Source organism: Streptomyces sp. NBC_00076, assembly GCF_045041235.1.
Lineage (GTDB): Bacteria > Actinomycetota > Actinomycetes > Streptomycetales > Streptomycetaceae > Streptomyces.
On sequence record NZ_CP108242.1, the window covers coordinates 6,508,567 to 6,532,783 of the forward strand.

Below are 24,217 nucleotides of genomic sequence, written 5' to 3' on the forward strand. Positions count from 1 at the left end.
CATGGCAACGGTCACCGCACCCGCCCCCCGGGTCTCCCTGCTCAGCGGCTTCAAACGACGCGCCGTCGCCAAGCTCGCCCTGCTGGCCCTCGCCGCCGCGATTCTCGTGCCGCTGGCGAACGCCCGCTGGGCCAGCGGCAGTTGGCCCGGTGCGCTCACCGTCGACCTCACCGAGCCGCTGACGAAGACCAGCGACTGGATCATCGACAACCGGGACAGCCACCCACTGTTCCTCTACTTCTTCGGATACGTCAGCAACGCGGTCGTGCTCTCCGTACGCGCCGTGTACCTGGTGCTGCTCGGCGTCGGCTGGGCCGGGGTCACCGCGATCGCCGGGCTCGTCGCCTGGCGGGTCGCCGGAGTGAAACTGGCCGCCGGCACCGCCGCCGCGTTCCTGGCCTGCGGCCTGCTCGGCATGTGGGTGCCGACCATGCAGACGCTCGCCCTGATGGTCGTGGCGGTCCTCGCCTCGGTCGTCGTGGGCGCGGTGCTGGGTCTCGCCGCCGGGCTGTCCGACCGGATGGACCGCGTCCTGCGCCCGGTCCTGGACACCATGCAGGTGCTGCCCGCCTTCGCCTACCTTCTCCCGGTGGTCCTGGTCTTCGGCATCGGCGTCCCCGCGGCCGTCCTGGCCACCGTCGTCTACGCCGCCCCGCCCATGGCCCGCCTCACCTCGCTCGGCCTGCGCGGCGCCGACAAGGGGGTGCTGGAAGCGGTCGAGTCGCTGGGCTCCACCGCCCGCCAGCGTCTGCTGACCGCGCGCCTCCCGCTGGCCCGCAAGGAACTCCTGCTCGGCCTCAACCAGACGATCATGATGGCGCTGTCCATGGCCGTCATCGCGTCGGTGATCGGCGCCGGCGGCCTCGGTGACCGTGTCTACCAGGCGCTCGCGTCCGTCGACGTGGGCGCGGCCCTCGCGGCCGGCATCCCGATCGTGGTCCTCGCCGTCGTCCTGGACCGGATCACGGGTGCGGCGGGGGAGCGGTCGGACGACACCGAGCGGTCGGGCCGCGCGGGATGGGTGTACGCGCTCGTCGCCGCCGTCGCGGTCGCCGTGGCCGGGCGGCTGCTGGGCCGTCTCGACTGGCCCGACGCCTGGACGCTCAACATCGCCGAGCCGGTCAACCGGGCCGTCGACTGGATGACCGCGCACCTGTACTCCGGGGTCCCCGTGGTCGGCGGCACCGCCGACTGGGCGGGCCACTTCACCACCTGGGTCCTCGACCCCGTCCGGGACGGCCTGCAGGGCCTGCCGTGGTGGTCGGTGCTGCTCATCGTCGCCGCGCTGGCCTGGGTGATCGGCACCTGGCAGACCGCGCTCACCGCGGTCCTCGCGATGGCCGCGATCGGTGTGCTCGGAGTGTGGAAGCCGTCCCTGGACACGCTGTCCCAGGTACTGGCGGCGGTCGCCGTCACCCTCGTCCTGGGGTTCGCGACCGGTATCGCGGCGGCCCGCAGCGAGCGCTTCGAACGGCTGCTGCGGCCCGTCCTGGACGTCTGCCAGACGATGCCGCAGTTCGTGTACCTGATCCCGGTCGTCGCCCTGTTCGGCGTCGGCCGTGCCCCCGCCGTCGCGGCGGCCGTGGTCTACGCCCTGCCCGCCGTCGTCCGCATCACCGCCCAGGGGCTGCGTCAGGTCGACCCGGCCGCGATGGAGGCGGCGCGCTCGCTGGGCGCCAGCCGCGGCCAGCAACTGCGCCAGGTGCAACTCCCGCTGGCCCGGCGGTCCCTGCTGCTCGCCGTCAACCAGGGCGTGGTCCTGGTCCTCGCCGTCGTCATCATCGGCGGCCTGGTCGGCGGTGGCGCCCTCGGCTACGAGGTCGTCTTCGGCCTCGCCCAGGGCGACCTCGCGACCGGCCTGGTGGCCGGCGCGGCCATCGTCTGCCTCGGCCTGATGCTCGACCGGGTGACCCAGCCGACGGAACGCCGCACCAAGAAGGGAGCGTGACATGCGACTTCGTACGACTGCCGTAGTGGGCTCCCTGTTGCTGGTGACCGTGACCGGCTGCGGCGCCGCCGACATGACCAAGCAGGCCTCGCCGTTCGCCAACGCCCAGGGCGCCAAGACCGTGACCCTCTCGGTCCAGTCCTGGGTGGGAGCGCAGGCCAACGTGGCCGTGGCCCAGTACCTGATGGAGCACAAGCTCGGCTACCGCGTCGACACCGTCCAGGTCGACGAGGTGCCCGCCTGGGACGCCCTCAGCCAGGGCCGTGTCGACGCGATCATGGAGGACTGGGGCCACCCCGAGCAGGAGCAGCGGTACGTCAAGGACAAGAAGTTGATCACGCCGGGCGGTGAGCTCGGGGTGACCGGGCACATCGGCTGGTACGTCCCGACGTACTTCGCCAAGCAGCACCCCGACGTCACGAACTGGAAGAACCTCAACAAGTACGCCTCGCAGTTCCGTACGCCGGAGAGCGGCGGCAAGGGCCAGCTGATGGACGGCTCGCCCTCCTACGTCACCAACGACAAGGCGCTGGTGCAGAACCTGAAGCTCGACTACCAGGTCGTCTTCGCCGGTTCGGAGGCCGCCCAGATCACGCAGATGAGGCAGTTCGCCAAGGAGAAGAAGCCCTTCCTGACGTACTGGTACGCCCCGCAGTGGCTGTTCAAGAAGGTCCCGATGACCGAGGTGAAGCTGCCCCCCTACAAGGAGGGCTGCGACGCCGACCCGGCGAAGATCACCTGCGCCTATCCGCACACCCCGCTGCAGAAGTACCTCAACACGGACTTCGCGAAGGGCGGCGGCAAGGCGGCGGCCCTGCTGAAGAAGTTCAAGTGGACGACGGAGGACCAGAACGAGGTCTCCCTGATGATCGCCGACCAGAAGATGTCGCCCGAGGAGGCCGCGAAGAAGTGGGTGGACAGCCACGAGTCCACCTGGAAGGCGTGGCTGTCCTGACCCCGTCTACCTCAGCCGCGCGGCGATCTCCCGCAGCGCCTCGGCGGTCCGCCGCTGAAGCCCCGGCCCGAACGTGACCCGGGTGGCCCCTCGCACGCCCAGCTCGGCGGGCGAGGGGCCCTCGCCGACCTTCGCGCCCACGTTGACCGGACCCTGGATCCCGGCCCGCAGCAGCGGCAGGACCTGGGGCGGGGCGTCGATCGGGTACACACAGTCGGCACCCGCGGCGACGTACAACGCGGCCCGCTCGATGGCCCGTCCGGGATCGGCGACCCCGCAGGCGAAGGTGTCGATGCGCGCGTTGACGAAGAGTGAGTCGGCCGCCGCGGACCGCACCTCGGCCAGCCGGTCGGCGTGCTCGCGCGGGTCCTGGAGGACTCCGTCGACGGAGTCCTCCAGGTTGCACCCGACGGCTCCCGTCTCCAGGACCCGCTCCACCAGTTCCTCCGGCGACAGCCCGTACCCTCCCTCGACGTCCGCCGAGACCGGCACGTCCACGGCCCGGACGATCCGGGCGACGGCCGCGAACATCTCGTCGGCCGGAGTCTGCCCGTCCGCGTAGCCGAGGGAGGCGGCGACCCCGGCGCTGGGCGTCGCGAGCGCCGGGAACCCGGCCTCGGCCAGCACCTGGGCGCCGGCAGCGTCCCAGGGCCCCGGCAGGACGAGGGGATCCTCGGGGAGGCGGTTGCGGTGCAGCCTGCGGAACGTCTCGACCTTGCTCACGGCGTGTGGCCTCCCGGCGGGATCCGGCGGCCGACCATCACCCGGTTCCAGTTGTTGATGGCGACGATCAGCCCGACGAGGTGGGCGAGTTCGACGTCGTCGAAGTGCTGGGCGGCCCGGTCGTACACCGCGTCGGGCACGAACCCTCCCCCGGAGCCGAAAGCCTGGGAGGTGCCCCCAGTCAGGACGGTCACCGCCTCCGTCAGCGCCAGCGCCGCCCGCTCCCGCTCGTCGTAGACCCCCTCGGCCTCCTCCCAGGCGGCCAGCAGATCGAGCTGCCGCTCGCTCACCCCGTGCTCGCGGGCGATCGTGAGGTGCATGTCGAGGCAGAACGCGCAGTGGTTGAGCTGCGAGGCCCGGATCACCACCAGCTCGGCGAGCGCGGGATCGCCGAGGCCCTTCTTCGCGGTGGCGCTGAGGGCGGCCATGGCCTGGCCGACCGCCGGGTCGAGCAGCCGGGTCCGCACCGTCACTTGTGCCGCCCCGGCTGGTAGTGGCCCGGTGTCATACGGGCGGTCACGCCGAACCGGTTCCAGGCGTTGATCACCGCGATGGCGGAGATCAGCTGGGCCAGTTCGGCCTCCTCGAAGTGCCGGGCGGCCTTCTCGTACACCTCGTCCGGCACGAAGCCGTCCGTCAGAACCGTCACGGCCTCCGTCAGTTCCAGCGCCGCGAGCTCCTTCTCGGTGTAGAAGTGCCGTGACTCGTCCCAGGCGCTGAGCTGGACGATCCGCTCGACACTCGCGCCCGCCGCGAGCGCGTCCTTGGTGTGCATGTCGATGCAGAAGGCGCAGTGATTGATCTGGGAGGCACGGATCTTCACCAGCTCGTACAGCGCCGGGTCGAGCCCCTGCCGGGCGGCCATGTCGAGCCGGATCATCACCTTGTAGACGTCGGGGGCGAGCTTGGCCCACTCCAGGCGCGGGGTGGGTTCGGGGGCGTACTCCCCAGCCGTCGTGCCCTGTGTCCGGTCCTTCGTCGGGTCCTGTCCCGTCTCTTGAATTGTCGTCATGCCCCGACCCTAGGAGCGAAGCAGCCCAGGCGTATGGTCCATTGCCATGGCGAAACCGTGGGCCACTTTGGGTGTCGACCTGCATCTGGAGCCGTGCGGACCGCACCTGCGCCGCGGCCTGACCGACGCGTTGCGGGAGGCGGTCCGCTCAGGCCGGCTGGCCCCCGGCACCCGACTGCCCTCCTCACGCGCGCTCGCCGCCGACCTGGGTATCGCCCGCAACACGGTCGCCGACGCGTACGCCGAACTGGTCGCCGAGGGCTGGCTGACGGCCCGGCAGGGCTCGGGCACACGGGCCGCCGCGGGGGTGGTACCTCGCACGCCCCCGGGGCAGCGGAAGGGGACGGCCGTACCGTCGAGCGGTGCGGCACGCCGCCCCCGCGAGGACACCCGGTGCGCGTACGACCTGCGTCCCGGCTTCCCCGACCTCGCCTCCTTCCCGCGTACGGAGTGGCTCAAGGCCGCACGCCGCGCCCTGACCGCGGCCCCGAACGACGCTTTCGGCTACGGCGACCCCCGCGGCCGCGCGGAGCTGCGTGCCGCGCTCGCCGGATACCTGGCCCGGGCGCGGGGCGTGCGTGCCGACCCGGAGTGGATCGTGGTGTGCGCCGGGATCTCCCACGGCCTGAAGCTGCTCGGCGCGGTCCTGCGGGCGCGCGGGGTCCGCACGGTCGCCGTCGAGTCGTACGGCCTCGGCGCACACTGGAGGTTTCTGGGCGGGGCCGGCCTGCGCACCGCCCCACTGCCCTTCGACCGGTTGGGCACGGACCCCGGGGAGGCGGCCGACGCCGGCGCCGTCCTGCTCACCCCCGCCCACCAGTTCCCCATGGGCGTGCCCCTGCACAGCGACCGGCGCGCGGTCGTCGTCGACTGGGCGCGGCGCACCGGCGGCCTGGTCCTGGAGGACGACTACGACGGCGAGTTCCGCTACGACCGCCAGCCCGTGGGCGCCCTCCAGGACCTGGACCCGGACCGTGTGGTCCACCTGGGCACCGCGAGCAAGTCCCTCGCCCCGGGCCTGCGACTGGCGTGGATGGTGCTGCCGCCCGGGCTCGCCGAGGAGGTCGCGGAGGCGAAGGGCCGCATCGACACGTGCGGGGTGACGGACCAGTTGACGCTGGCCGAGTTCATCACGTCCGGGGCCTACGACCGTCACGTCCGCTCGGCACGCCTTCGCTACCGCCGCCGCCGTGACGCCCTCGTGGCCGCCCTCGCCGCCCGCGCCCCCGAGGTGCACGCCACCGGCATCGCGGCCGGCCTGCACGCCGTCCTGAGGCTGCCGCCCGGCAGCGAGCAGTCGGTCGTCCAGGCTGCCGCCTGGCAGGGCCTGGCGGTCCACGGCCTCGCCCGCTACCGCCACCCCGACGCGATCGACGAGCAGCCCATGGACGCTCTGGTCGTCGGGTACGGGACACCGCCGGACCACGCGTGGTCGGGGGCACTGGACGCCTTGTGCGCGACCCTTCCCGGATAATCGTCCCGGACAATCGCCGGTTTTGCATTCCGGAGCGCGGTTCGGCGGATAGAGTCGCCCCATGAGTAATATCGATGCGGTATCCCGTGTGGCGCTGAAGAAGATTACCCCCGACGTCTCCGCCGCAATGGGCGCCCTGCACGGCGCCGCCGTTTCCGCGGCCCAGGACGCAAAGGTCGAACCTGAAATCCTGGAACTGATCAGGATCCGCGCCTCACAGCTCAACGGCTGCGCGTTCTGCCTCGACATGCACACCAAGGACGCCCGCGCCCAGGGCGAGACCGAGCAGCGGATCTACGCGCTCAACGCCTGGCGGGAGACCCCCTTCTTCTCCGGACGCGAGCGCGCCGCGCTGGCGTTGACCGAGGCGGTGACGCTGGTGCACGACGGCCACGTCCCGGACGCGGTCTACGCCGAGGCCGCGAAGGTCTTCGACGAGGAGCAGATCGCGGCACTGATCTGGGCGGCCACCGTCATCAACGCCTACAACCGGATCGCGATCGCGACCCGTATGGCGCCGGGGGCTTATCAGCCGGTGCAGAAGAAGAACTGAATTCGGATAGCTTCACTGAATTCGGGTAGCTTTTATGGCGCCGGGTCGAATGGGACGCAGGAATATGGGTCCCATTCGGTCCGGCGCATGTCGTTGCGGGAGTCGGGAATTCAGCGCTGCGGCAGCGGCTCCATGATGTCGTGCAGCCATGTCCGCCATTGCGGGGCCCGCACCGCCGGTGCCGCTTCCATCGGCCGTGCCGTCCAGCCCGTCACGGGCCGGATGCCGTGCAGAGCGTTCACCAGCCAGACCTCACGCCCGTCCAGTTCGGCGACGGTCCGCTCGCGGTGGGCGACGCGGGTGCCGGTGCGCGCGGCGCGTTCCTGGATGAGTCCGACGGTGACCCCGGGCAGGACGGGCAGCCGTGGCGGAGGCAGGCACAGGGTGTCGTCCTCCCACCACAGCACGCTGGCGGTGGCCGCCTCCAGCACCACTCCGGAGTGCGCGATCAGCACCGCCTCCTCCGCGCCCTCGCCGGACGCCCGCCGCCGGATCCGGGCCAGGGCGTCCAGGTCCGGGCCCTTGCGGCGGGGGACGGTCCGCGGGTCGGACTGCCCGGCCGCCCACACCCGTATCCCGGAGCCGAGCGGCGGCGCGTGCCGCAGCAGCAGCCGCAACTCCAGGGAACCGGCGGCCAGTTCGACTCGCGGGAACCACTCACCGGTACGCGGCAGGGCCGCCGTCATGTCCTGCCAGAACTCCACGAGCCGGCGCAACGGCGGCCCGCCGCACTCGCCGCACGCCCGCAGGAACCGTTCCCGGTGCCGCTCGAAGCCCCGTACGCGCCCGTCCCGCACCAGCCAGGAGTCCGCGACGAGCAACCGCCCCCCGACCGCCGCCCCTGCCGCCGCGGCGCCCGGTGTCGGCCCACCGGCCGGCGCCAGCCCATCGCCGGGCGTCCACCGCAACAGCCCTTCCGCAACAGCCGGTGGTGTCACCACGATCCCCTCCTCAGTACGTGCCGCGGGCCACCACCGGCGCCCCGCCACGCGGCCCGTAGGGCGCGTGTTCCAACCATGACCCGCACCACGGCAGCACCGGCGCGAGGGCCGCGGCCGTCCGCTGCTTCACCCGGACGATCCGCCGTTGTGGCCGCAGATGGTCCAGCGCCTCCCCTGCTGCCGCGCTGTTGAACAGGGCCGCCGCCCGCCGCACCGCGGCGAACTCGGCGACCGGCCCCGCTGCCCCCACTGTCCCTGCCGCCCCCACTGTCTCCGTCGTCCTCACTGTCTCCGCAGTCACCGCAGTCACCGCCGTCTCCGCAGTCACCGCAGTCACCGCCGTCTCCGCCGTCTCCGCCGTCTCCGCGGCGACGGTCCCCTCGGCCGCCGCGACAGCGTGCGCTGCCGCCGCCGCGTCCGCGATCCCGCTGTTCATGCCCCGCGCACCGAACGGCGGGAAGAGATGCGCCGCCTCCCCGACCAGCAGCACCCTCCCGTGCGGGTCGGTGAACGAGGCCGCGACCTTGCGCAGAAAGCGGTACGTCGACACCCACAGGACCTGCTCGGCGTACCCGTCGCCCACGACCGACGGCAGCCACCGGCGTACGGCCTCCGCACTGCCGTACTCCTCCTCCCGGTCGTCGTCCCGGCACTGCAGGTCGACCTGGAAGCCCCCGGTGAAGGGCACCCGCATCACACTGCGCCCGCCCACCCTCGGATGCTCGTAGTGGAAGACCCGCTCCACCGGCATCTCGGCGCCCGGGATGTCGGCGATGTCGACGACCACGTGGAAGCCCTCACCGCGGCTGCCCTCCATGGCGATCCCCAGCGAGCCGCGGAGCGTGGAGCGGGCTCCGTCGGCGGCGATCACGTACGCGCCGGTCCACACCCGTCCGTCCTCGCCGGTGATCCGGACCCCGGTCGCCGTGGAGCGCACGTCCGTCACGCGGGCGTCCCACACGAACTCCACCCCGGCCCGCTCGCAGGCGGCCCGCAGGAAGCGCTCGGTGTCCACCTGGCGCAGGCTGGTGAAGGGTGGGGTTCCCGACGGGGGCGGATAGGTCCGGGAGTACACCTCGCGGCCCCGGTAGAGGGTGCGCCGGGTCTGCCAGGTCCGGCCGTAGCCGGTGATCTCCTCGGCGAGCCCCGGCTGCATCCCGTCGAGCAGGCGGAGGGTCTCCCGGTGCACGAACAGGGCCCGGCTGCCCGGACGTTCACGGTCCTTCGGGTCGGCCTCCAGCAGGACGACCGGCAGCCCGTGCCCCCGCAGAGCGAGGGCCGCCGACAGGCCCACGGGGCCGGCGCCGACGACCAGGACGGGGTTCATGTGCGCGCGCCCTCCGCCAGCATGCGGGTGATCTCCACCCGCTTCACCTTCCAGGTGGCCGTCATCGGCAGCTCCTCGAACCGCCACTGCCGCGGCTCGGCCATCGCGGGCAGATCGGCCGTGGCCTCCCGCCAGCGCTCCGGGTCCAGGGGTCGCTCGCCCCGCACGCACACCACCGGCACCGGCTCGCGGTCCGCGCCGGGCACGATGACGACCTCGCGGAGTTCCTCCAGCCGGTCCATCAGCGCGTCCTCGACCTCCAGATTGCTGTGCACGGCGTCGATCTGGTCGACCTCACGGTCGATCAGGTGCAGGGTGCCCAGGCGGCTGCGGTACCCCATGTCGCCCATCTGCCACCAACCGCCGTCGAGTTGACGTTCGTACTGCTCCCGGGCCCCGAGGTAGGTGAGGATGCGGCCCCGGGTGCGGGCCTCGATCCGGCCCGCAGTGCCGGGCGCCGCCCGCCTGCCGTCGGCGTCGGTGACCCGGACACGGGTGAAGCCGGGGATCCCGATCCCGACCCGGCGGCCGTCCGCGCGGGCGACGCTGCGCCGGGTGAACCACTGGAACGCCACCGGCCCCGTCTCGCTCTGCCCGTACAACTGGACCAGCCAGGGCGTACGCCGCCTCGAGGCGTCAAGGAGCCGCCGTACGGTCCGCGGGTGGATCGCGTCGAACGTGGAGCCGTACGCCTTGACCCTGGACAGCGGCGCACCGGGCGCGTCGGCCAGCTCCTCCCACAGCACGAAGGTGTTGGGATGCGTCTCGACGATCCCGGGCCGGTGCCGCACCAGCAGCGGCGCCACCCGCGCCGGCTCCGGGTCGGTGATCAGCACCAGCGGGCTGCCGAAGTGCAGCAGGACACCGAGCAGATGGTAGAAGCGCGAGTGCACGAAAGACATGTGCAGGGCCGCCGTCTCGCCACGGGTCGGCCAGCCCATCGCCTGCTGCGGTACGAGGCGGTTCCACATGGTGTTCGCACAGTGCACGGCGAGCTTGGGAACGCCGGTGGTGCCCGAGCTGTGCGTGATCAGGGCGGGTTCCCGCGGGTGGAGCCGTACCGGCGCGGGCGGCACGGCACCCGCGTACTTCTCCAGCGACTCGGCACCGGGCGCGTCGTCCACGGACAGGGTCCGCCGTACGTGCGCGGACACGTCGACGTCCTGGAGCGGGCCGTCCAGCTTCGCCCGGTCGGTGATCAGCCAGGGCCGCCGCAGCCGCGCCAGCAACTGCCCCACGACGGGACCGGCGAGACCGGGCGAGAGCAGTGCCGGGACCGCGCCGATACGGGAGATCGCGCAGGTCAGCAGCATGATGTCGACGTTGTCCGTCTTGTGTACGACCACCTGCTCGGAGGGCCGTACGCCCGCCTCCCACAGTCGGCCCGACAGCTCCTCCACCACGTCGGCCAGCATCGGGTAGCTCAGATCGACCCCGAGGGACGGGTTGACGTCCAGCGGCCGGTCCAGGGTGACGAACACGGCCCCGTGCCGGTCTGCCGCCCGCCGGAACACCGGGCCGAGATAGAACCCCCGGTCACCGAGGAGCGGTTGGGCGAGGAGACGTTGTTCGGGCATGACGCCCTTCCTTTCAGCCATGGTCACCACGCGCCCCTGCGGACCAGGTGCCGGCGGAGCTTTCCGGTCGGGGTACGGGGCAGGGACGGGACGAAGCTGACACTGCGGGGGACCTTGAAGGCCGCCAGGTGCTCCCTCGCCAGCCGGATCAGGTCGTCCTCCAGACCGGTTCGCAGCGGTGCTGCGGGGACGACGAAGGCACGCAGCCGGCTTACGCCCTGCCCGTCCCTGACGGCCGCGACCGCGACCTCCCGGACCGCCGGGTGGGTCCGCAGCACCGTCTCCACCTCCAGCGGCGAGACCGTGATGCCGCCGACCATCTCCATGTCGTCGGCGCGGCCCAGGTGCCGGAAGGTGCCGTCCGGTTCGCGGCACGCCCGGTCACGGGTGGCCAGCCAGCCGCCGACCAGGGCCCGGCCCGTCTCCTCGGGCCGGTTCAGATAACCGGGGGTCACCGTCGGCCCGCGCACCCACAGTTCGCCCTCCGCCCCGTCCGGCACCGGATGCCCGTCACGGTCCCGCAGCTCCACCTCGAAGCCGGGTACCGGACGGCCGACGGTGCCCGGGTGGTTGTGCTCGAAGCTGTTGGCGCAGAACGCGTGCCCCGCCTCGGTGGAGCCGATCTGCTCCAGGACCGGCGCGCCGAGCAACTCGGTGACCTGGCTGCCGAGCCCCGCCGGCAGGCCCTCGCCGGCCGACACCGCGGCGCGCACCGAGGCGAAGCAGGCCTCGTGCCCGCTGCCCCGGTCGGCCACCAGGGCGGCGTACGCGGACGGCACGGAGTAGAGCAGGGTCACCCGGTGCCGGGCCACGAGCTCGTCGACGGCGGCCGGGGTCGGACGCCGGTCCACCAGGACGGCCGACGAGCCCGAGAAGAGCGGGAAGACGAAGGCGTTGCCGAACCCGTAGGCGAAGTACAGCTTCGACACCGACAGGGTGACGTCGTCCTGCGTGATCCGCAGCAGCCGCCGGCCGATCAGGTCGTGGTACGTCCGTGGATCGCCGTGCCCGTGCGGCACCCCCTTGGGGCGGCCCGTGGTGCCGGACGTGTACTGGATGTACAGCGGGGTGTGCGCGTCCACCGGGTGCGCGTCGGCCGGTTCGGCGGTGGGCGTGAGCGCGAGCAGCTGGTCGGCGCCGAGCCGCGCCCGGTCGCTGAAGCGGCGCTCCAGTCCCGGCCCGGTCACGCACAGCACCGCCTCGGTGTCCTCGGCCATGAACGCGTGCTCGGCCGCGGGCAGTTCCGGGTTGGCGAGCACCGCCACGGCCCCGAGGCGGGCGGCGCCGAGGAAGGCCGTCACCCAGGCGATCCCGTCCGGCAGGGCGAGCAGCACCCGGTCGCCGGGGCGCACACCGTGCTCGGCGAGCACGGTGGCCGCGCGGGCCGCGAGGGCGTGCACCTCGCCATGGGTCCAGACCCGGTGGCCCTGGTGGAAGGCGGCCCGGCCGGTCCAGCCGCGCCGCTCGGCGAGCGCGGCGAGATGCGCCGCGAGGTTCCCGGGGGCGCCCGCGTCGGCCGGGGCGGGCGCGGGCCGGGGGGTCGTGGATTGGTGGGCCGTGGTTGGGGTGGGCGTGGCTTGGAGGGCCGTGGTTGGGGAGGTCGTGGCCTGGTGGGCCGTGTTCTGGGGGGTCGTCACCGCACGGGCTGTGCCGTGCCGGTCCGCGGCGGTCTTCATCGGGCGGGCTCCTCGGTGGCGGTCCGCGGCATTCTGGGGCTGATCCGCTCCTGCTGCTCGCGGATCCGGTCGACCGTGTGCTCCCGCAGCGCCCGCATCTGCGCGGCCGTCTTCAGCAGCATCTCGTCGTACTCCGCGACCGGGTCCGAGTCGAGGACGATCGCGCCGCCCGCGCCGAGGTGCATCAGCCCGTCGGCGATCACAGCAGTACGGATCACGATGTTGAGGTCCGCGCCGCCGCCGCATCCCAGATAGCCGAGGGCCCCGGAGTAGACGCCCCGGGCCTCGGTCTCCAGCGAGTCGATGATCTCCATCGTGCGCAGCTTCGGCGCGCCGGTCATGGAGCCCCCGGGGAAGCAGGCGCGCACACAGTCGACCGTGTCCGTGCCCTCGCGCAGTCGGCCCTCGACGGTGGAGACGAGCTGGTGCACGGTGGCGTACGTCTCGGTGGCCATCAGTCTGGGCACGCGCACGGAGCCGGTCCGGCAGACCCGGCCCAGGTCGTTGCGGAGCAGGTCGACGATCATCAGGTTCTCGGCGCGGGTCTTGGCGTCCGCCGCCAGCGCGTCCCGGAGCCTCGCGTCCTGCTCCGGTCCCTCGCCGCGGGGCGCGGTGCCCTTGATGGGTCTGGCCTCGGCCACTCCGTCCCGGGTGATCCGCAGGAAACGCTCGGGGGAGGAGCCCGCCACGTCGAGGTCCTTGAACCTCAGGAACGCCGCGTACGGTGCCGGGTTCACGCGGCGCAGCACGCGATAGAAGTCGTACGCGTCCGGCGGAGCGGGTAACCGGGCGGCGTCGGTCAGACAGATCTCGTAGCTGCTGCCCGCCCGCAACTCCCGGAGGCAGGCCTCGATGTCCGCGAGGTAGGTCGCCCGGTCGCGCACCAGCCAGGGCTCGGCGGCGATGAGGTCGGGAGTGGTGCTGGGAGCGGGACCGGCAGTGGCCGCGGACGGCGACTGGGCGTCGGCGGCCGGGCCCGGGTCGGCTTTCACGAAGGTGAGTTGGGCGAGCGTGTCCTCCAGCCAGTCCGCGGCCTCCCGAGCCGCCTGCGGGGAGTCCTCCGCCAGGCAGACCGCGTAGGTGAAGCCCTCTTGGTGGTCCACCGCGATCAGCCGGTCCGCGAACAGCCAGCAGGCGTCGGGGACGTCGGACGAGTGCCGGTTCGGTGAGCCGCAGTCGGCCTTCGTCTCGTAGCCGAAGTAACCGACGTAGCCGCCGGTGAAGTCGAAGGGCAGCCCGGTGGCGTCCACCCGACGGTTCGCCAACTGCCGCTTCAGATAGTCGAAGACGCTGGCCTTGACCTTGCGCGGCGGCCGTCCCGCCCGCTCGATCTCGCAGCGCCCGGCGTCGACGTCGTAGCGCACGAACTCGGCGAGCGGTCCGCTGTCGTCACCGAGGAAGGAGAACCGGGACCGGCCCGGCTCGACCAGCGAACTGTCCAGCCAGAACGCCCGCTCGGACGCGGCGTACATCCGGGTGAAGGCGGCCTCCGCGTCGACCGCGCCGGCGATACGGCGGGTGTGCAGACGGTAGGCGGCACCGGCCCGCCGAGGCCGGGGAATGGAGACGCCGGGCGGGCTGGCTGTGGTGGTCGACGATGTGGCCGCAGCCGTGGCCGCCGGTGTCGTGGTGGCAGCGGGTGTCGCGGCTGCTCGGGTCGCGGTGGCGGCTCGGGAGGCGGCGGCGGCTCGGGTCGCGGTGGTGGCTCGGGAGGCAGCGGCTCGGGCCGCGGTGGCCTGGGGGCGGGGGATCGCCACGTCGGTCGGGGGGACCGCGGTGTTCTTCGTACGGAGCTTGCGTGCCCGTTCCGCGGTGAGGTTCCGGAAGTTCACCAGCATGCGGTGGCCGTACTCCGTGAGGACGGACTCCGGGTGGAACTGCACGCCCCACAGCGGCCGGGTGCGGTGCCGCAGACCCATGAGTACGCCGTCCTCGGCCCACGCGGTGGCCTGCAGGGCGAGGGGCAGCGGCTCACGTACGGCCAGCGAGTGGTAGCGGACCGCGGTGAAGGCCTGCGGCACTCCCTGGAACAGGTCCAGTCCGTCGTGCCGGACGGTGCTCAGATGCCCGTGCCGGGGTTCCGGGGCCGGCTCCACCCGGGCGCTGGCCCCGAGGGCGATGCCCTGGTGGCCCAGGCAGACGCCGAGCACGGGAACCGGGGATCCGGCCAGCACACGGGCGCTGATGCCGAAGTCGCGCGCCTTCGCCGGGTGTCCCGGGCCCGGTGACACCACCACGTTGTCGAATTCCGTCAGATCCGGAATCGCGTCCGCGGGGGCGTCATTGAGGATCACCACCGGCTCCTCGCCGTTGACCTCGGCGATCAGCTGGAACAGGTTGTACGTGTACGAGTCGTAATTGTCGATGAGCAGGGTCTTCACCCGCCCACCTCCCTTGCGTCGTTCTCTGGCCTACGCGGTCCGTTTGTGCCGTCCGCGGAGCGCCTGGAGCGGTGGATACAGCCACTTCTTGAAGAAACGCTGAAGGCGCGGCATCAGAATCCAGGTGACAAGAGCCGTCACACACAGACACAAAAGCAGCGTACGAATGAACGGATTGAGATCGCCGAGATAGGGGAGCACGATCACATTGAACAGAAGCACCGGCGGGAACACGGCGCTCATATTTATGAACCAGAGCTTCCATTTCGACGGCGGAGCCGGAGGTGCCGGAGGTGACGGGGGCCGCTCGCTCTGGGCGTCGAACCATACCTTCGGGCCCCGGACGCTCCGCCGGCCCGTCTGCCGGGCGAACCCCTCCGCGCGCAGGTCCCACTGCCTGCGCACCGTCGAGTTTTCCCAGGCCAGGGCGGTGCCTTCGCTGGCGAAGCGATAGACGACATGCCACTCCGCCTCTCCGTCGACAAGAACGCCACCCCCTAGGAAGCCTTGCTGCTGCGCACTCGCGGCCAGCATGGCCCACCCCCAGGAGTGGAAGTCTCCCTCATGGCCCGGCACCACGTGATAAGCCACGGTCACGGTGACGGGATTACTGGTCACGGTGACGAGTACGGAAAGGCGACCGACCCCGTTCAAATATTCAACGAAGTTTTTCGCCTGTCCGAAACGCGGCTCTTCATGCGTTTTCGGCAACCTTGGCATCTTGTGTCGATCGATACCCCCGGTAACTTTTGTAAAGTACGGGGAAGTGCTTGCCGGACGGTCGAGAAAGGTTGCAGGATCGCGCTCCGAGACCTAAGGAGATCCATGTCCAGGTACGACTGGAATATGACCCACGAGGGAATCGAACGCGCCCGGGCCGTGATCGAATCCGCGCGAAAAGAAGTCACCGCCCACCCTCTTTACCGGCGAATGGACAGCCGGGAACGCATGGCGACCTTCATGGAGCACCATGTGTTCGCGGTGTGGGACTTCATGTCCCTGCTCACCTCCCTGCAACGGGAGCTGACCTGTGTCGACGTCCCCTGGGTGCCGCGAGGTTCGGCCGTGAGCCGGCGGCTGATCAACGACATCGTGCTGGTCGAGGAGAGCGACGAACTGAACGGCGGCTTCACCAGCCACTTCGAGCTGTACCGCGCGGCCATGACGGAGGCGTCGGCCGACACCACCCGGATCGACACGTTCGTCGCGCTGATCGCCGAGGGCCACGACGTGTCCGCCGCGCTGCGGGTCGCTCAAGTGCCTGCCCCCGCAGCGGAGTTCGTCCGCACCACCTTCGCGATCATCACCGACCGGCCCCTGCACTGCCGGGCGGCCGCCTTCGCCTTCTCCCGCGAGGACCTCATCCCTGACATGTTCGACCAGGTGATCAAGGAGGAGGGCGCCGACGGGTTCCCGCTCTTCCGCGACTACCTCGCCCGCCACATCGAGGTCGACGGCGAGGAACACACCCCCATGGCCCTGCAGATGGTGGCCGACCTCTGCGGCACGGACGACACCCGCTGGCAGGAGGCCGTCGAAACGGCCACCCTCGCGCTGGAGGCCAGGTCCCGGCTGTGGGACGGCATTACGGGGGCGATGGACGGGGGGAGTTGAGGGGCGGCCTTACGGGTGCGAGGGGCGCGGTGAGTTGAGGGGCGCCCATCACGGGGGCGATGGACGGGGGATGCTCAACGGCGTTGCGGCGTTACGGCGTTGCGGCGTTACGGCGTTGCGGCCTCACGGCGTTACGGCCTCACGGCCTCCGGCACATCGGCCGCCGACGGTGCCTCCCCGAACCGGGCCAGCGCCAACGCCCCGGCGACCGCGACGAGGAAGCCCAGCACCGCCAGCCACTCCAGGCCCTCCCGGGTGCGATCTCCGAGCCAGACCACCCCCACGGCCGCCGGACCGACCGTCTCGCCGATCACCATGCCGGCCGTGGCCGCCGTGACCGAGCCCGAGCGCAGCCCCGACGTCAGGGACAGGAACGCCGCCGCGCCCCCGACCAGCAGCGCGTACGCCGCCGGATTCCGCACCAGGTCCGAGACCGCGAGCGAGTCGATCAGCCGTACCGCCACCTCGACCACCCCGAACCCGAACCCGGCCCCCAGACCGAGCACCGCGGCCCGCCCCCGCTCCGGCAGGCGTCCCCCGTTCAGCCCGAGCAGCAGCACCGCGAGGGCCGTACCGAGCAGCGCGAACTCCAGCGCCGCCGGCCCGCCGCGGTCGCCCTCCGTCCCGGACGCGATCCCCAGCAGCGCGAGCCCCGCGCACACCACCCCCACCGCACTCCACTCACGCCCGCTCAGCCGTACCCGCAGCAGCCGCGCCGCGACCACCGCCGTCACCGCGAGACTGGACGCGAGGGCCGCCCCGACCGCGTAGATCGGGATCGACCGCAGCGCGGCGACCTGGAACAGGAAACCGAGGCCGTCCAGCGCCAGGCCGGCCAGGTACCGCCACTGCCGGACCGCCCGCAGGAACAACGTCGCCTCCCCGACGTCACCCCCGCCGGTGTCCGCCGCCCGCGCCGCCACCGCCTGCAACACCGTCGCCGTACCGAAGCAGACCGCGGCGCCGAGCGCGCACACCATTCCAAAGAGCACGAAGCGACAGTAGGGGAGGTGCGAGCGGCGGCCCGCCCGGCCGCGTCCTCTTGCCCATCTCTAAACTGTTCGCCGACGATCGGACACGGGCCGCACACCGCGCTCGACCAAGGGGGAGACACGAACATGGCGGACGCACGTCGACAACTTCGCTCGGGAACGGTCGCACTCGGCGGCATGGGCTTGCTCGCCGTGGCGCTGACGGCCTGTTCCTCGGACCCCGACAAGCGCTGCGTGGACCGCGACAGCTACACCGCCTCCAAGGGCTACAAGATCGTCAGCGACAAGAACTGCAAGTCCGCCACGACCGTCGACGGCGCCTATTACTACGGCGGCAAGAAGAAGGGCAGCTGGGTCAAGAACGGCTCCTTCACCAAGCCGGGCAAGAAGTCCGGGTCGAGCAGTTCGAGCAGCAGCGGGGGCAGCGGAGTGAGCCGCGGCGGCTTCGGCGGCGGGGGCGACGGCGACGGTGGTGGCGGCAAGAGCTCCGGGGGCTGACCGACCGTCCCGCGACGCGGCCACAGCTCGGCCGCGACCCCGCCACCACCTGTCCGACAGCCGCACAGAAAGCCCCGCGTGGAACGCCACACCATCGAGCCCCGCCCCGGCTGGCAGCAGACCGTGGAGGAGCAGGGGCTCATCTACCCGCTCACCCGCTATCCGGACGACTCCCTGCGCCCTTACTGGGACGAGAGCGCGTACTACGCCTTCACGCTCCCCGAGGTCGAGGCGCTGGAGGAGGTCGTCGAGGAACTCCACCGCATGTGCCTCGCGGCGGCCGAGCACATCGTCGCCGAGAACCGCTTCGCCGACCTCGGCATCACCGACCCCCGGGTGGTCGAGACAGTCGCCGAGGCCTGGCGCCGCCGCGCGGAACTCCCGTCGGTCTACGGCCGGTTCGACCTCCGCCACGACGGCACGGGCCCGGCGAAGCTGCTGGAGTACAACGCCGACACCCCCACCTCCCTGGTCGAGGCCGCCTCCCCCCAGTGGTTCTGGATGGAGGAACGCTTCCCGGGCGCCGACCAGTGGAACTCCCTCCACGAACGCCTGATCGCCGCCTGGAAGAAGCAGGCCGCCCTCCTCCCACCCGGCAGCCCCCTGTACTTCGCGCACTCCTCGGCCGACGAACTCGGCGAGGACCTCATGACGGTCGCCTATCTGAAGGAGACCGCGGAGCAGGCAGGCCTGCACACCGACTGGATCTCCATGGAGGAGATCGGCTGGGACCCGCTCTCCGGCCGCTTCGTCGACAACCAACTCCGCTTCATCCGCAGCTGCTTCAAGCTCTACCCCTGGGAGTGGCTCACCACCGACCACTTCGCCGACCACGTCCTGGACACCCTCGACAACGGCGGCGGGACGGGCAGCACCCTGTGGATCGAGCCGGCCTGGAAGATGCTGCTCAGCAACAAGGCGCTGCTGGCGATCCTCTGGGAGCTGTATCCGGGCCACCCGAACCTGCTCCCCGCCTATCTGGACGGCCCGCGCGAGTTGGCACGGACCACCGGTTACGTGGCCAAGCCCCTGCTGGGCCGGGAGGGCGCGGGGGTGACGATCCACCAGCCGAACCCCTCCGAGGCCGCCCCCGCCCCGCGCGAAGAGGCCTGCTGCTACCAGGAGTTGGCCTCACTGCCGGACTTCGACGGCAACCACGTGGTCCTCGGCGCCTGGATCGTCGAGGGCGAGTCCGCGGGTCTCGGCATCCGGGAGTCCTCCGGCCTGGTCACGGACGCGTACGCCCGCTTCCTGCCACACATCGTCCGCTGAGGGGCGTCGGGAAACGCGTTGCCGGGCCCAGGCCGGCCGCGTCGGCCTCCCCGTCGACGACCCCGCCCCAGCCGCCGGTCTTGGCCCGGCGCGCCGACATCGACCAGATCGCCCGCCTCACCGACGCCCTGTCTGACCGCCGGCACATCCAGACGACACCGCCCCTCCACATCCGACCTCCACACCCCGTCACCGGTGACGACCTCCGACGCCGTCACCGGTCACGACCCCCACACGCCGTCACCGATCACGACCACCACCGGTGACGGCGCACAGGTGCGTGCGCTGTGTGCGTCCGCCGTGGCGATGAGGCCACCTCACCAGACCGTCGAATCCGCTTCCGTCGTCGTCACGGGGCCTCCCCGGGGCAGCACGCCCTCCCTTCCTGTCGTCCTTCCTGTCGTCGCTCGCATGGTGGACGTGGGACCTTCGTCTCCCGACGCGCCCGGTAGGCTGACGGGCAGGCCGTGACTGGCGCGCTGGGATGGGACGGACCATCGGGGAGCGGCCTGCGAGAGTGACAAGTGCCGTGCGCCTGGGCCGACCCGTGAACCGTGACCGCTTCAAGCCACGCCGCCCGGAGGCCGCCATGTCAGAGCAGCAGCCCCTCTCCAACGAGTCCACCGCCTTCCGCGCGGCCCTCGACGTGATCCGCGCCGTCGAGCCGCGCGTGGCCGACGCCATCGGCCAGGAGGTCGCCGACCAGCGCGAGATGCTCAAGCTGATCGCCTCCGAGAACTACGCCTCCCCGGCCACCCTGCTGGCCATGGGCAACTGGTTCAGCGACAAGTACGCCGAGGGCACCGTCGGCCGCCGCTTCTACGCCGGCTGTCGCAACGTCGACACAGTCGAGTCCCTCGCCGCCGAGCACGCCCGCGAACTCTTCGGCGCCCGCCACGCCTACGTCCAGCCGCACTCCGGTATCGACGCCAACCTCGTCGCCTTCTGGTCCGTGCTCGCCGCCCGCGTGGAGGTCCCCGCCCTGGAGAAGGCGGGTGCCCGCCAGGTGAACGACCTCTCCGACGCCGACTGGGCCGAACTCCGCCAGGCCTTCGGCAACCAGCGCATGCTCGGCATGTCCCTGGACGCCGGCGGCCACCTCACCCACGGCTTCCGCCCGAACATCTCCGGCAAGATGTTCGACCAGCGCTCCTACGGCACCGACCCCGCCACCGGCCTCCTCGACTACGAGGCCCTGCGCGCCACGGCCCGCGCGTTCAAGCCGCTCATCATCGTCGCCGGCTACTCCGCGTACCCCCGTCTCGTGAACTTCCGGATCATGCGCGAGATCGCCGACGAGGTCGGCGCCACGCTCATGGTCGACATGGCCCACTTCGCCGGTCTGGTCGCCGGCAAGGTCCTCACCGGCGACTTCGACCCGGTTCCGCACGCCCAGATCGTCACCACCACCACCCACAAGTCGCTGCGCGGCCCTCGCGGCGGCATGGTCCTGTGCGACGACTCCCTCAAGGACCAGGTCGACCGCGGCTGCCCGATGGTCCTCGGCGGCCCGCTCCCGCACGTCATGGCGGCAAAGGCAGTGGCGCTGGCGGAGGCCCGGCAGCCCTCCTTCCAGGACTACGCCCAGCGCATCGTCGACAACTCCCGCGCCCTCGCCGAAGGCCTGATGCGCCGCGGCGCCGCCCTCGTGACCGGCGGCACCGACAACCACCTCAACCTGATCGACGTCACCTCCTCCTACGGCCTCACCGGCCGCCAGGCCGAGGCCGCCCTGCTCGACTCGGGCATCGTCACCAACCGCAACTCCATCCCCGCCGACCCCAACGGCGCCTGGTACACCTCCGGTATCCGCATCGGCACCCCCGCCCTGACCACCCGCGGTCTCGGCACCGCCGAGATGGACGAGGTCGCCGGTCTCATCGACCGGGTCCTGACCACCACGGAGCCCGGCACGACCAGCAAGGGCGCCCCCTCCAAGGCCCAGCACATCCTCGACCCGAAGATCGCCGACGAGATCTCCCGCCGCGCCACCGACCTGGTCGCCGGCTTCCCGCTGTACCCGGAGATCGACCTCGGCTGACCCACCTCGACCGGTACCCCGCCCCGCTCCTTTGGCGGGAGTGACGGGACTCAGAGGTCGATCAGCTCCTGGCGTGGCTCCTCCCGCGGCGGTCCGGCACCCGGCCGGGCCGCCGCGCGGCGTATCAGCAGCGTGCCGCCGACCCCGGTCAGGAACCCCACGCCGAGCACCGCAACCGTCGGCCAGGCACCGTCGGCCGCCCACCAGCCGGCGCTCTCGCCCGCCGCTTGCCCAGCGCCCCCGTCCCCCTCCCCGGCGGGCAGACCCGCACGGCTCACCTGGTCGAAGACCGAGCGCGAGGCCCGGTGCCAGCGGATGTCGTCGTCCGGCACGTCCGGCACCGGATCCGTACGCACCCACGGCGTGCCGTCCCCGGCCAGGAACAGCTGGTCCTGTCGCTCCATCGCCACGTCACCACCCGGCGCCGAATCGGTCTGCGGCCAGCCCCCGACACCGGTCAGCCCCCACATCACGGTCATCTGCACCGGCGGATACCTGCCCTCGGCCCAGTCCTCCGGCACCCGCTCCGTCCCGGTGTACGTCGGCTGAAGCAGCGCCCAGAGACGATCGAAACCCGGCTCACCGGAACGCACCACCGCCGTCCGGCCCGAAGCGCCCGCGACAACCACCGCCATATCCGGAACCTCACGGCCCGACCGCTGCGGGGAGGCGCCGGCCACCGGCACCCCGAACAGGCCGACCGCCAGCACCACCGGCACGAAGACCCCGAGACGCGCCCACTTACCTCTGCACTGAGCCGTCATCCCATTTGCCCCCTCCTGATGTCCCACGCCGATGGCCACGCGATGTCCCACACCGTGCCGATGCCCAAAAGTCGTCCCGATCGGCGCGCCCGACCTCACAGATCCCGCAGCTCCTGCCGGGGCCCCGACTCCCGCCGCACCCGCTCCCCGGGAACTCGCAGGACCAGCCGCCGCAGAACCAGCGCGAGCACCGCCCCGCCCGCCGCGCCGGGCAGCGCCCACCACCAATCGGTGTCGTCGGACGTCACCGGTGCGCCCGTCCGTAGCTCAACCGTCTCCGTGTCGGGACCGGCGGCGGGCGGAGTCTCCGACTGCCAGGGCGCCGGGAAGATGCCCGTGTAGCCCTCGCCCGAGACCTTGCCCATCACGCCGAGCTTGCTGAGCAGGGCGCGCAGCCGATCCGGGTGCTCGGCACGGTGCCAGTAGCCGTTCGGCGTGTCGGGCATATTGGCCGCGGTGTGGATCCAGACGGCTCCGGCACCGGACTCGGCAGGGAAGACCCGGTCCAGTCGCCAGGGAGATATGTCGTGCGCCAGCCACGTGACATTGATCTGACGGGCCCGAGTCGGATCGGCCCCGGGAGGCCGGTCCGGGGTGCCCCGGCCGGCGGCGCCGAGCAACTGTTGCAGCTCTCCGTACCCGTCGTCGGAGTAGTACAGCGCGTTGGCCTCTCCGCTCGAGGGCGACGTCACCAGCACACTCGTCGGCCCCCCGGCCGAGGCGGACGACGCACCCCACCCCATCAGCGCCAGCGTCACCGCCAACGACCCGATCAGCGCCGCCAGTTCGCGCCCCCGGCCCCCACTCCGGCTTCGGCTCCTGCTCCTCCATTTGCGCATCCCGTCCCCCTGCGTGTCCGTCCGTGCGGCCCGCCCGCGGGCCGCGTGTCACTTCTGGTACACCGCCCGATCCGTCGGGGTTCCCACACCGCGCGCACTATTTCGGCGACTTCCCCGAGGACGCCGGAGGCCAGTCGCCGACGGACTTCGCGATGTCCATCGCCCGCGACTTCGAGGCCACCCCCTCAAGCCTGAGCGTCACGCCCGCGCCGCCCGCGCCGTCCGTGCCGTCATGGGTCCACAGCAACGTCGGCCCCGCCGTCCGCTGCTCGTGCGTGTAGCGGTCCCCGTCCGCTCCCACCAGCCAGAAACTCAGCACATGCGGCCGGGGGAACCACAGCGCGGGGGCGCTCATGCCGGTCGCGGAGGGTCCGGTACCCAGCTCCACCCACTCCGGCTGCTCGCGCACCGTCTTCGTGAACGTGACGTCCAGGCTCGCCGCGAACTCGTCCAGCCGGATCACCCGCCCCCGCTCATGCCAGCACAGGCTCATCAGCAGTCGGCCCCGCGGTGCGTCGGTCACCGTCACCGCGTCCGGCACGCCCAGCGTCCGCGGAACCAGCGGCGCGAACCCGGCCCGGCGCTCTGCCTGCGCGAACGACAGCGACCGCCCGCAGCCCGGCACCCGCGCACCGGGGGACGGCACCGCCGACGGGTCGTACCGCACCTCGACCCCGCCGAAGTCGAACCAGTCGAGGACCGCCGCCCGCACCGGAGGCGTGAGTGCGAGGAGCGCCAGCAGTCCGCACAGCGTCGCGGCCAGCGAGCGCCACCGCGCCCGGGTCCAGCGCCGGGCCGCCCGCAGCCGCTCACCGGCCCCCGCCCTCGGCGGTTCGGCGACCGGCGCCGGGAGCTGCTCGGCGAGTATCCGCTCCAGCACCCGCTCGACCATCGACTCCGGCCCGGCGGCCCCGGGCGGATCCAGCGACCGCCCCAGCGCCCGCAACTCCTCCGGCAGCCGAGAGGCACCCCGGCCGGAACCGGCACCGGCGGCCTCACCGCCGTACGCCTCCCGCTCCCGGTCCCGGTCCCCGTCAGGCTCCCGCTCCCGTCGCCGCTCCGGCTCCTCACTCACGCTCGTCACCCCCTTCCCGAGGCTGGAAATCCGGCAGCAGGCGGCCCAGCCTGCGCAGTGCGCGGTTGAGCCGGGACTTCACCGTGCCCCGGGGCCAGCCCAGGGCCTGGGCCGTCTCCGACTCGTCCATCTCCAGCAGATAGCGGTAGATGACGACCAGCCGGTGCTCCTCGCTCAGCTTCTCCAGGGCGGCCAGCAGGGCCGCGCGGCGCTCCGTCTCCAGCGTGGCCACCGCCGGGTCCGCCGATTCCGGTATCAGCGGCTCGGCCTCCGCGAAGGCCGCCTCACGGCCCGCGAGCGTGCGCTGACGCGCCGCCGTCCGCATTGTGTTCCTCGTCTCATTGGCCACGATCGACAGCAGCCACGGCTTGAACGACGCGCCGTCCTTGAATCGGCCCAGCGCGCAGTACGCCTTGACGAAGGCCTGCTGCACCACGTCCTCCGCGTCCGCCCCCGCCCCGAGCGCGGCGGCCGCCCTGAGCGCGATGCCCGTATGGACCCGCACCAGCTCCGCGTACGCCTCCGGCTCTCCGGCGCGTACGCGTGCGATCACCG

At 72.1% G+C, this 24,217-nt stretch carries 22 protein-coding genes and 1 riboswitch; of the genes, 8 read left to right on the top strand and 14 right to left on the bottom strand.

The window, feature by feature from the left end; genetic code table 11:
• The first annotated feature begins 1 nt into the window (after position 1).
• Positions 2-1,948 (top strand): ABC transporter permease, encoded by a 1,947-nt coding sequence (locus OHA64_RS29755; RefSeq protein WP_405618175.1) that lies wholly within the window; start codon positions 2-4, stop codon positions 1,946-1,948.
• Between the two features lies 1 nt (position 1,949).
• Complete coding sequence (locus OHA64_RS29760) at positions 1,950-2,903, top strand: ABC transporter substrate-binding protein (protein WP_405618176.1); 954 nt, start codon at positions 1,950-1,952, stop codon at positions 2,901-2,903.
• Between the two features lie 6 nt (positions 2,904-2,909).
• Here OHA64_RS29760 and OHA64_RS29765 read toward each other — a convergent pair whose 3' ends face one another.
• Genes OHA64_RS29765 through OHA64_RS29775 form a run of 3 tightly spaced genes read right to left on the bottom strand, consistent with a single transcriptional unit; the run spans position 2,910 to position 4,638 of the window.
• A complete protein-coding gene (locus OHA64_RS29765) occupies positions 2,910-3,626 on the bottom strand; it encodes an isocitrate lyase/phosphoenolpyruvate mutase family protein (RefSeq protein ID WP_405618179.1) in 717 nt (238 codons plus the stop codon).
• On the bottom strand, positions 3,623-4,099 hold the full coding sequence (locus OHA64_RS29770) for a carboxymuconolactone decarboxylase family protein (RefSeq protein WP_405618182.1): 477 nt from the start codon (positions 4,097-4,099) through the stop codon (positions 3,623-3,625). Before OHA64_RS29770 ends, OHA64_RS29765 begins: the two co-directional genes overlap by 4 nt.
• Positions 4,096-4,638 carry a carboxymuconolactone decarboxylase family protein gene (locus OHA64_RS29775; RefSeq protein ID WP_405618184.1) on the bottom strand — a complete coding sequence of 181 codons (543 nt, stop codon included), beginning with the start codon at positions 4,636-4,638 and terminating at the stop codon, positions 4,096-4,098. The genes OHA64_RS29770 and OHA64_RS29775 overlap by 4 nt, the downstream gene beginning before the upstream one ends.
• Positions 4,639-4,684: 46 nt before the next feature.
• Between OHA64_RS29775 and OHA64_RS29780 the strand changes: the two genes are divergently transcribed.
• On the top strand, positions 4,685-6,112 hold the full coding sequence (locus OHA64_RS29780) for a PLP-dependent aminotransferase family protein (protein ID WP_405618187.1): 1,428 nt from the start codon (positions 4,685-4,687) through the stop codon (positions 6,110-6,112).
• A gap of 61 nt (positions 6,113-6,173) precedes the next feature.
• The gene (locus tag OHA64_RS29785; RefSeq protein WP_405618189.1) at positions 6,174-6,665 is read left to right on the top strand and encodes a carboxymuconolactone decarboxylase family protein; all 492 of its coding nucleotides are present in this window, start codon (positions 6,174-6,176) and stop codon (positions 6,663-6,665) included.
• 110 nt (positions 6,666-6,775) lie between these two features.
• On the opposite strand, the gene OHA64_RS29790 is transcribed toward OHA64_RS29785, so the two are convergent.
• From OHA64_RS29790 to OHA64_RS29815, 6 genes are read right to left on the bottom strand one after another with little or no spacing between them, the layout of a single operon-like run.
• Positions 6,776-7,603: an aminotransferase class IV gene (locus tag OHA64_RS29790; RefSeq protein ID WP_405624164.1), complete on the bottom strand. Its 828-nt coding sequence runs from the start codon at positions 7,601-7,603 to the stop codon at positions 6,776-6,778.
• Positions 7,604-7,616: 13 nt separating this feature from the next.
• Positions 7,617-8,933 (bottom strand): FAD-dependent monooxygenase, encoded by a 1,317-nt coding sequence (locus tag OHA64_RS29795; RefSeq protein WP_405618191.1) that lies wholly within the window; start codon positions 8,931-8,933, stop codon positions 7,617-7,619.
• Complete coding sequence (locus OHA64_RS29800; protein ID WP_405618193.1) at positions 8,930-10,510, bottom strand: class I adenylate-forming enzyme family protein; 1,581 nt, start codon at positions 10,508-10,510, stop codon at positions 8,930-8,932. Before OHA64_RS29800 ends, OHA64_RS29795 begins: the two co-directional genes overlap by 4 nt.
• Positions 10,511-10,533: 23 nt before the next feature.
• Entirely contained in the window at positions 10,534-12,186 is a 1,653-nt protein-coding gene (locus OHA64_RS29805) for an AMP-binding protein (RefSeq protein ID WP_405618195.1), read from the bottom strand.
• Complete coding sequence (gene pabB, locus OHA64_RS29810) at positions 12,183-14,567, bottom strand: aminodeoxychorismate synthase component I (RefSeq protein WP_405618197.1); 2,385 nt, start codon at positions 14,565-14,567, stop codon at positions 12,183-12,185. Before pabB ends, OHA64_RS29805 begins: the two co-directional genes overlap by 4 nt.
• A gap of 30 nt (positions 14,568-14,597) precedes the next feature.
• On the bottom strand, positions 14,598-15,185 hold the full coding sequence (locus OHA64_RS29815) for a hypothetical protein (RefSeq protein WP_405624165.1): 588 nt from the start codon (positions 15,183-15,185) through the stop codon (positions 14,598-14,600).
• A 207-nt stretch (positions 15,186-15,392) separates the two neighbouring features.
• Here OHA64_RS29815 and OHA64_RS29820 point away from each other — a divergent pair, with 207 nt between their 5' ends.
• Complete coding sequence (locus OHA64_RS29820; protein ID WP_405618200.1) at positions 15,393-16,181, top strand: DUF3050 domain-containing protein; 789 nt, start codon at positions 15,393-15,395, stop codon at positions 16,179-16,181.
• A gap of 131 nt (positions 16,182-16,312) precedes the next feature.
• Here OHA64_RS29820 and OHA64_RS29825 read toward each other — a convergent pair whose 3' ends face one another.
• Complete coding sequence (locus tag OHA64_RS29825) at positions 16,313-17,161, bottom strand: DMT family transporter (RefSeq protein WP_405624166.1); 849 nt, start codon at positions 17,159-17,161, stop codon at positions 16,313-16,315.
• A 138-nt stretch (positions 17,162-17,299) separates the two neighbouring features.
• Between OHA64_RS29825 and OHA64_RS29830 the strand changes: the two genes are divergently transcribed.
• The 3 genes from OHA64_RS29830 to OHA64_RS29840 all read left to right on the top strand — a co-directional run bounded on the left by OHA64_RS29830 (position 17,300) and on the right by OHA64_RS29840 (position 20,984).
• A complete protein-coding gene (locus OHA64_RS29830; RefSeq protein ID WP_405618202.1) occupies positions 17,300-17,671 on the top strand; it encodes a hypothetical protein in 372 nt (123 codons plus the stop codon).
• A 78-nt stretch (positions 17,672-17,749) separates the two neighbouring features.
• Complete coding sequence (locus tag OHA64_RS29835; protein ID WP_405618204.1) at positions 17,750-18,943, top strand: glutathionylspermidine synthase family protein; 1,194 nt, start codon at positions 17,750-17,752, stop codon at positions 18,941-18,943.
• 457 nt (positions 18,944-19,400) lie between these two features.
• Positions 19,401-19,491: riboswitch (ZMP/ZTP riboswitch) on the top strand.
• A 41-nt stretch (positions 19,492-19,532) separates the two neighbouring features.
• Positions 19,533-20,984 (top strand): glycine hydroxymethyltransferase, encoded by a 1,452-nt coding sequence (locus OHA64_RS29840; protein WP_405618206.1) that lies wholly within the window; start codon positions 19,533-19,535, stop codon positions 20,982-20,984.
• A 50-nt stretch (positions 20,985-21,034) separates the two neighbouring features.
• On the opposite strand, the gene OHA64_RS29845 is transcribed toward OHA64_RS29840, so the two are convergent.
• From OHA64_RS29845 to OHA64_RS29860, 4 genes are all read right to left on the bottom strand, one after another.
• Positions 21,035-21,748, bottom strand: coding sequence for a hypothetical protein (locus OHA64_RS29845; protein ID WP_405618208.1), 714 nt, complete (start codon positions 21,746-21,748; stop codon positions 21,035-21,037).
• A gap of 95 nt (positions 21,749-21,843) precedes the next feature.
• Positions 21,844-22,440 (bottom strand): hypothetical protein, encoded by a 597-nt coding sequence (locus tag OHA64_RS29850; protein ID WP_405618210.1) that lies wholly within the window; start codon positions 22,438-22,440, stop codon positions 21,844-21,846.
• A gap of 244 nt (positions 22,441-22,684) precedes the next feature.
• On the bottom strand, positions 22,685-23,662 hold the full coding sequence (locus OHA64_RS29855; protein WP_405618212.1) for a hypothetical protein: 978 nt from the start codon (positions 23,660-23,662) through the stop codon (positions 22,685-22,687).
• Complete coding sequence (locus OHA64_RS29860; RefSeq protein WP_405618214.1) at positions 23,655-24,215, bottom strand: RNA polymerase sigma factor; 561 nt, start codon at positions 24,213-24,215, stop codon at positions 23,655-23,657. Before OHA64_RS29860 ends, OHA64_RS29855 begins: the two co-directional genes overlap by 8 nt.
• Between the last annotated feature and the right edge of the window lie 2 nt (positions 24,216-24,217).

What these genes read in the sequence shown, in the direction of transcription:
- OHA64_RS29755 (WP_405618175.1), top strand. Translation starts at nt 2, where the DNA reads ATGGCAACGGTCACCGCACCCGCCCCCCGGGTCTCCCTGCTCAGCGGC.
- OHA64_RS29760 (WP_405618176.1), top strand. Translation starts at nt 1,950, where the DNA reads ATGCGACTTCGTACGACTGCCGTAGTGGGCTCCCTGTTGCTGGTGACC.
- OHA64_RS29775 (WP_405618184.1), bottom strand. Translation starts at nt 4,638, where the DNA reads ATGACGACAATTCAAGAGACGGGACAGGACCCGACGAAGGACCGGACA.
- OHA64_RS29780 (WP_405618187.1), top strand. Translation starts at nt 4,685, where the DNA reads ATGGCGAAACCGTGGGCCACTTTGGGTGTCGACCTGCATCTGGAGCCG.
- OHA64_RS29785 (WP_405618189.1), top strand. Translation starts at nt 6,174, where the DNA reads ATGAGTAATATCGATGCGGTATCCCGTGTGGCGCTGAAGAAGATTACC.
- OHA64_RS29795 (WP_405618191.1), bottom strand. Translation starts at nt 8,933, where the DNA reads ATGAACCCCGTCCTGGTCGTCGGCGCCGGCCCCGTGGGCCTGTCGGCG.
- OHA64_RS29800 (WP_405618193.1), bottom strand. Translation starts at nt 10,510, where the DNA reads ATGCCCGAACAACGTCTCCTCGCCCAACCGCTCCTCGGTGACCGGGGG.
- OHA64_RS29805 (WP_405618195.1), bottom strand. Translation starts at nt 12,186, where the DNA reads ATGAAGACCGCCGCGGACCGGCACGGCACAGCCCGTGCGGTGACGACC.
- OHA64_RS29820 (WP_405618200.1), top strand. Translation starts at nt 15,393, where the DNA reads ATGTCCAGGTACGACTGGAATATGACCCACGAGGGAATCGAACGCGCC.
- OHA64_RS29825 (WP_405624166.1), bottom strand. Translation starts at nt 17,161, where the DNA reads ATGGTGTGCGCGCTCGGCGCCGCGGTCTGCTTCGGTACGGCGACGGTG.
- OHA64_RS29830 (WP_405618202.1), top strand. Translation starts at nt 17,300, where the DNA reads ATGGCGGACGCACGTCGACAACTTCGCTCGGGAACGGTCGCACTCGGC.
- OHA64_RS29840 (WP_405618206.1), top strand. Translation starts at nt 19,533, where the DNA reads ATGTCAGAGCAGCAGCCCCTCTCCAACGAGTCCACCGCCTTCCGCGCG.
- OHA64_RS29845 (WP_405618208.1), bottom strand. Translation starts at nt 21,748, where the DNA reads ATGACGGCTCAGTGCAGAGGTAAGTGGGCGCGTCTCGGGGTCTTCGTG.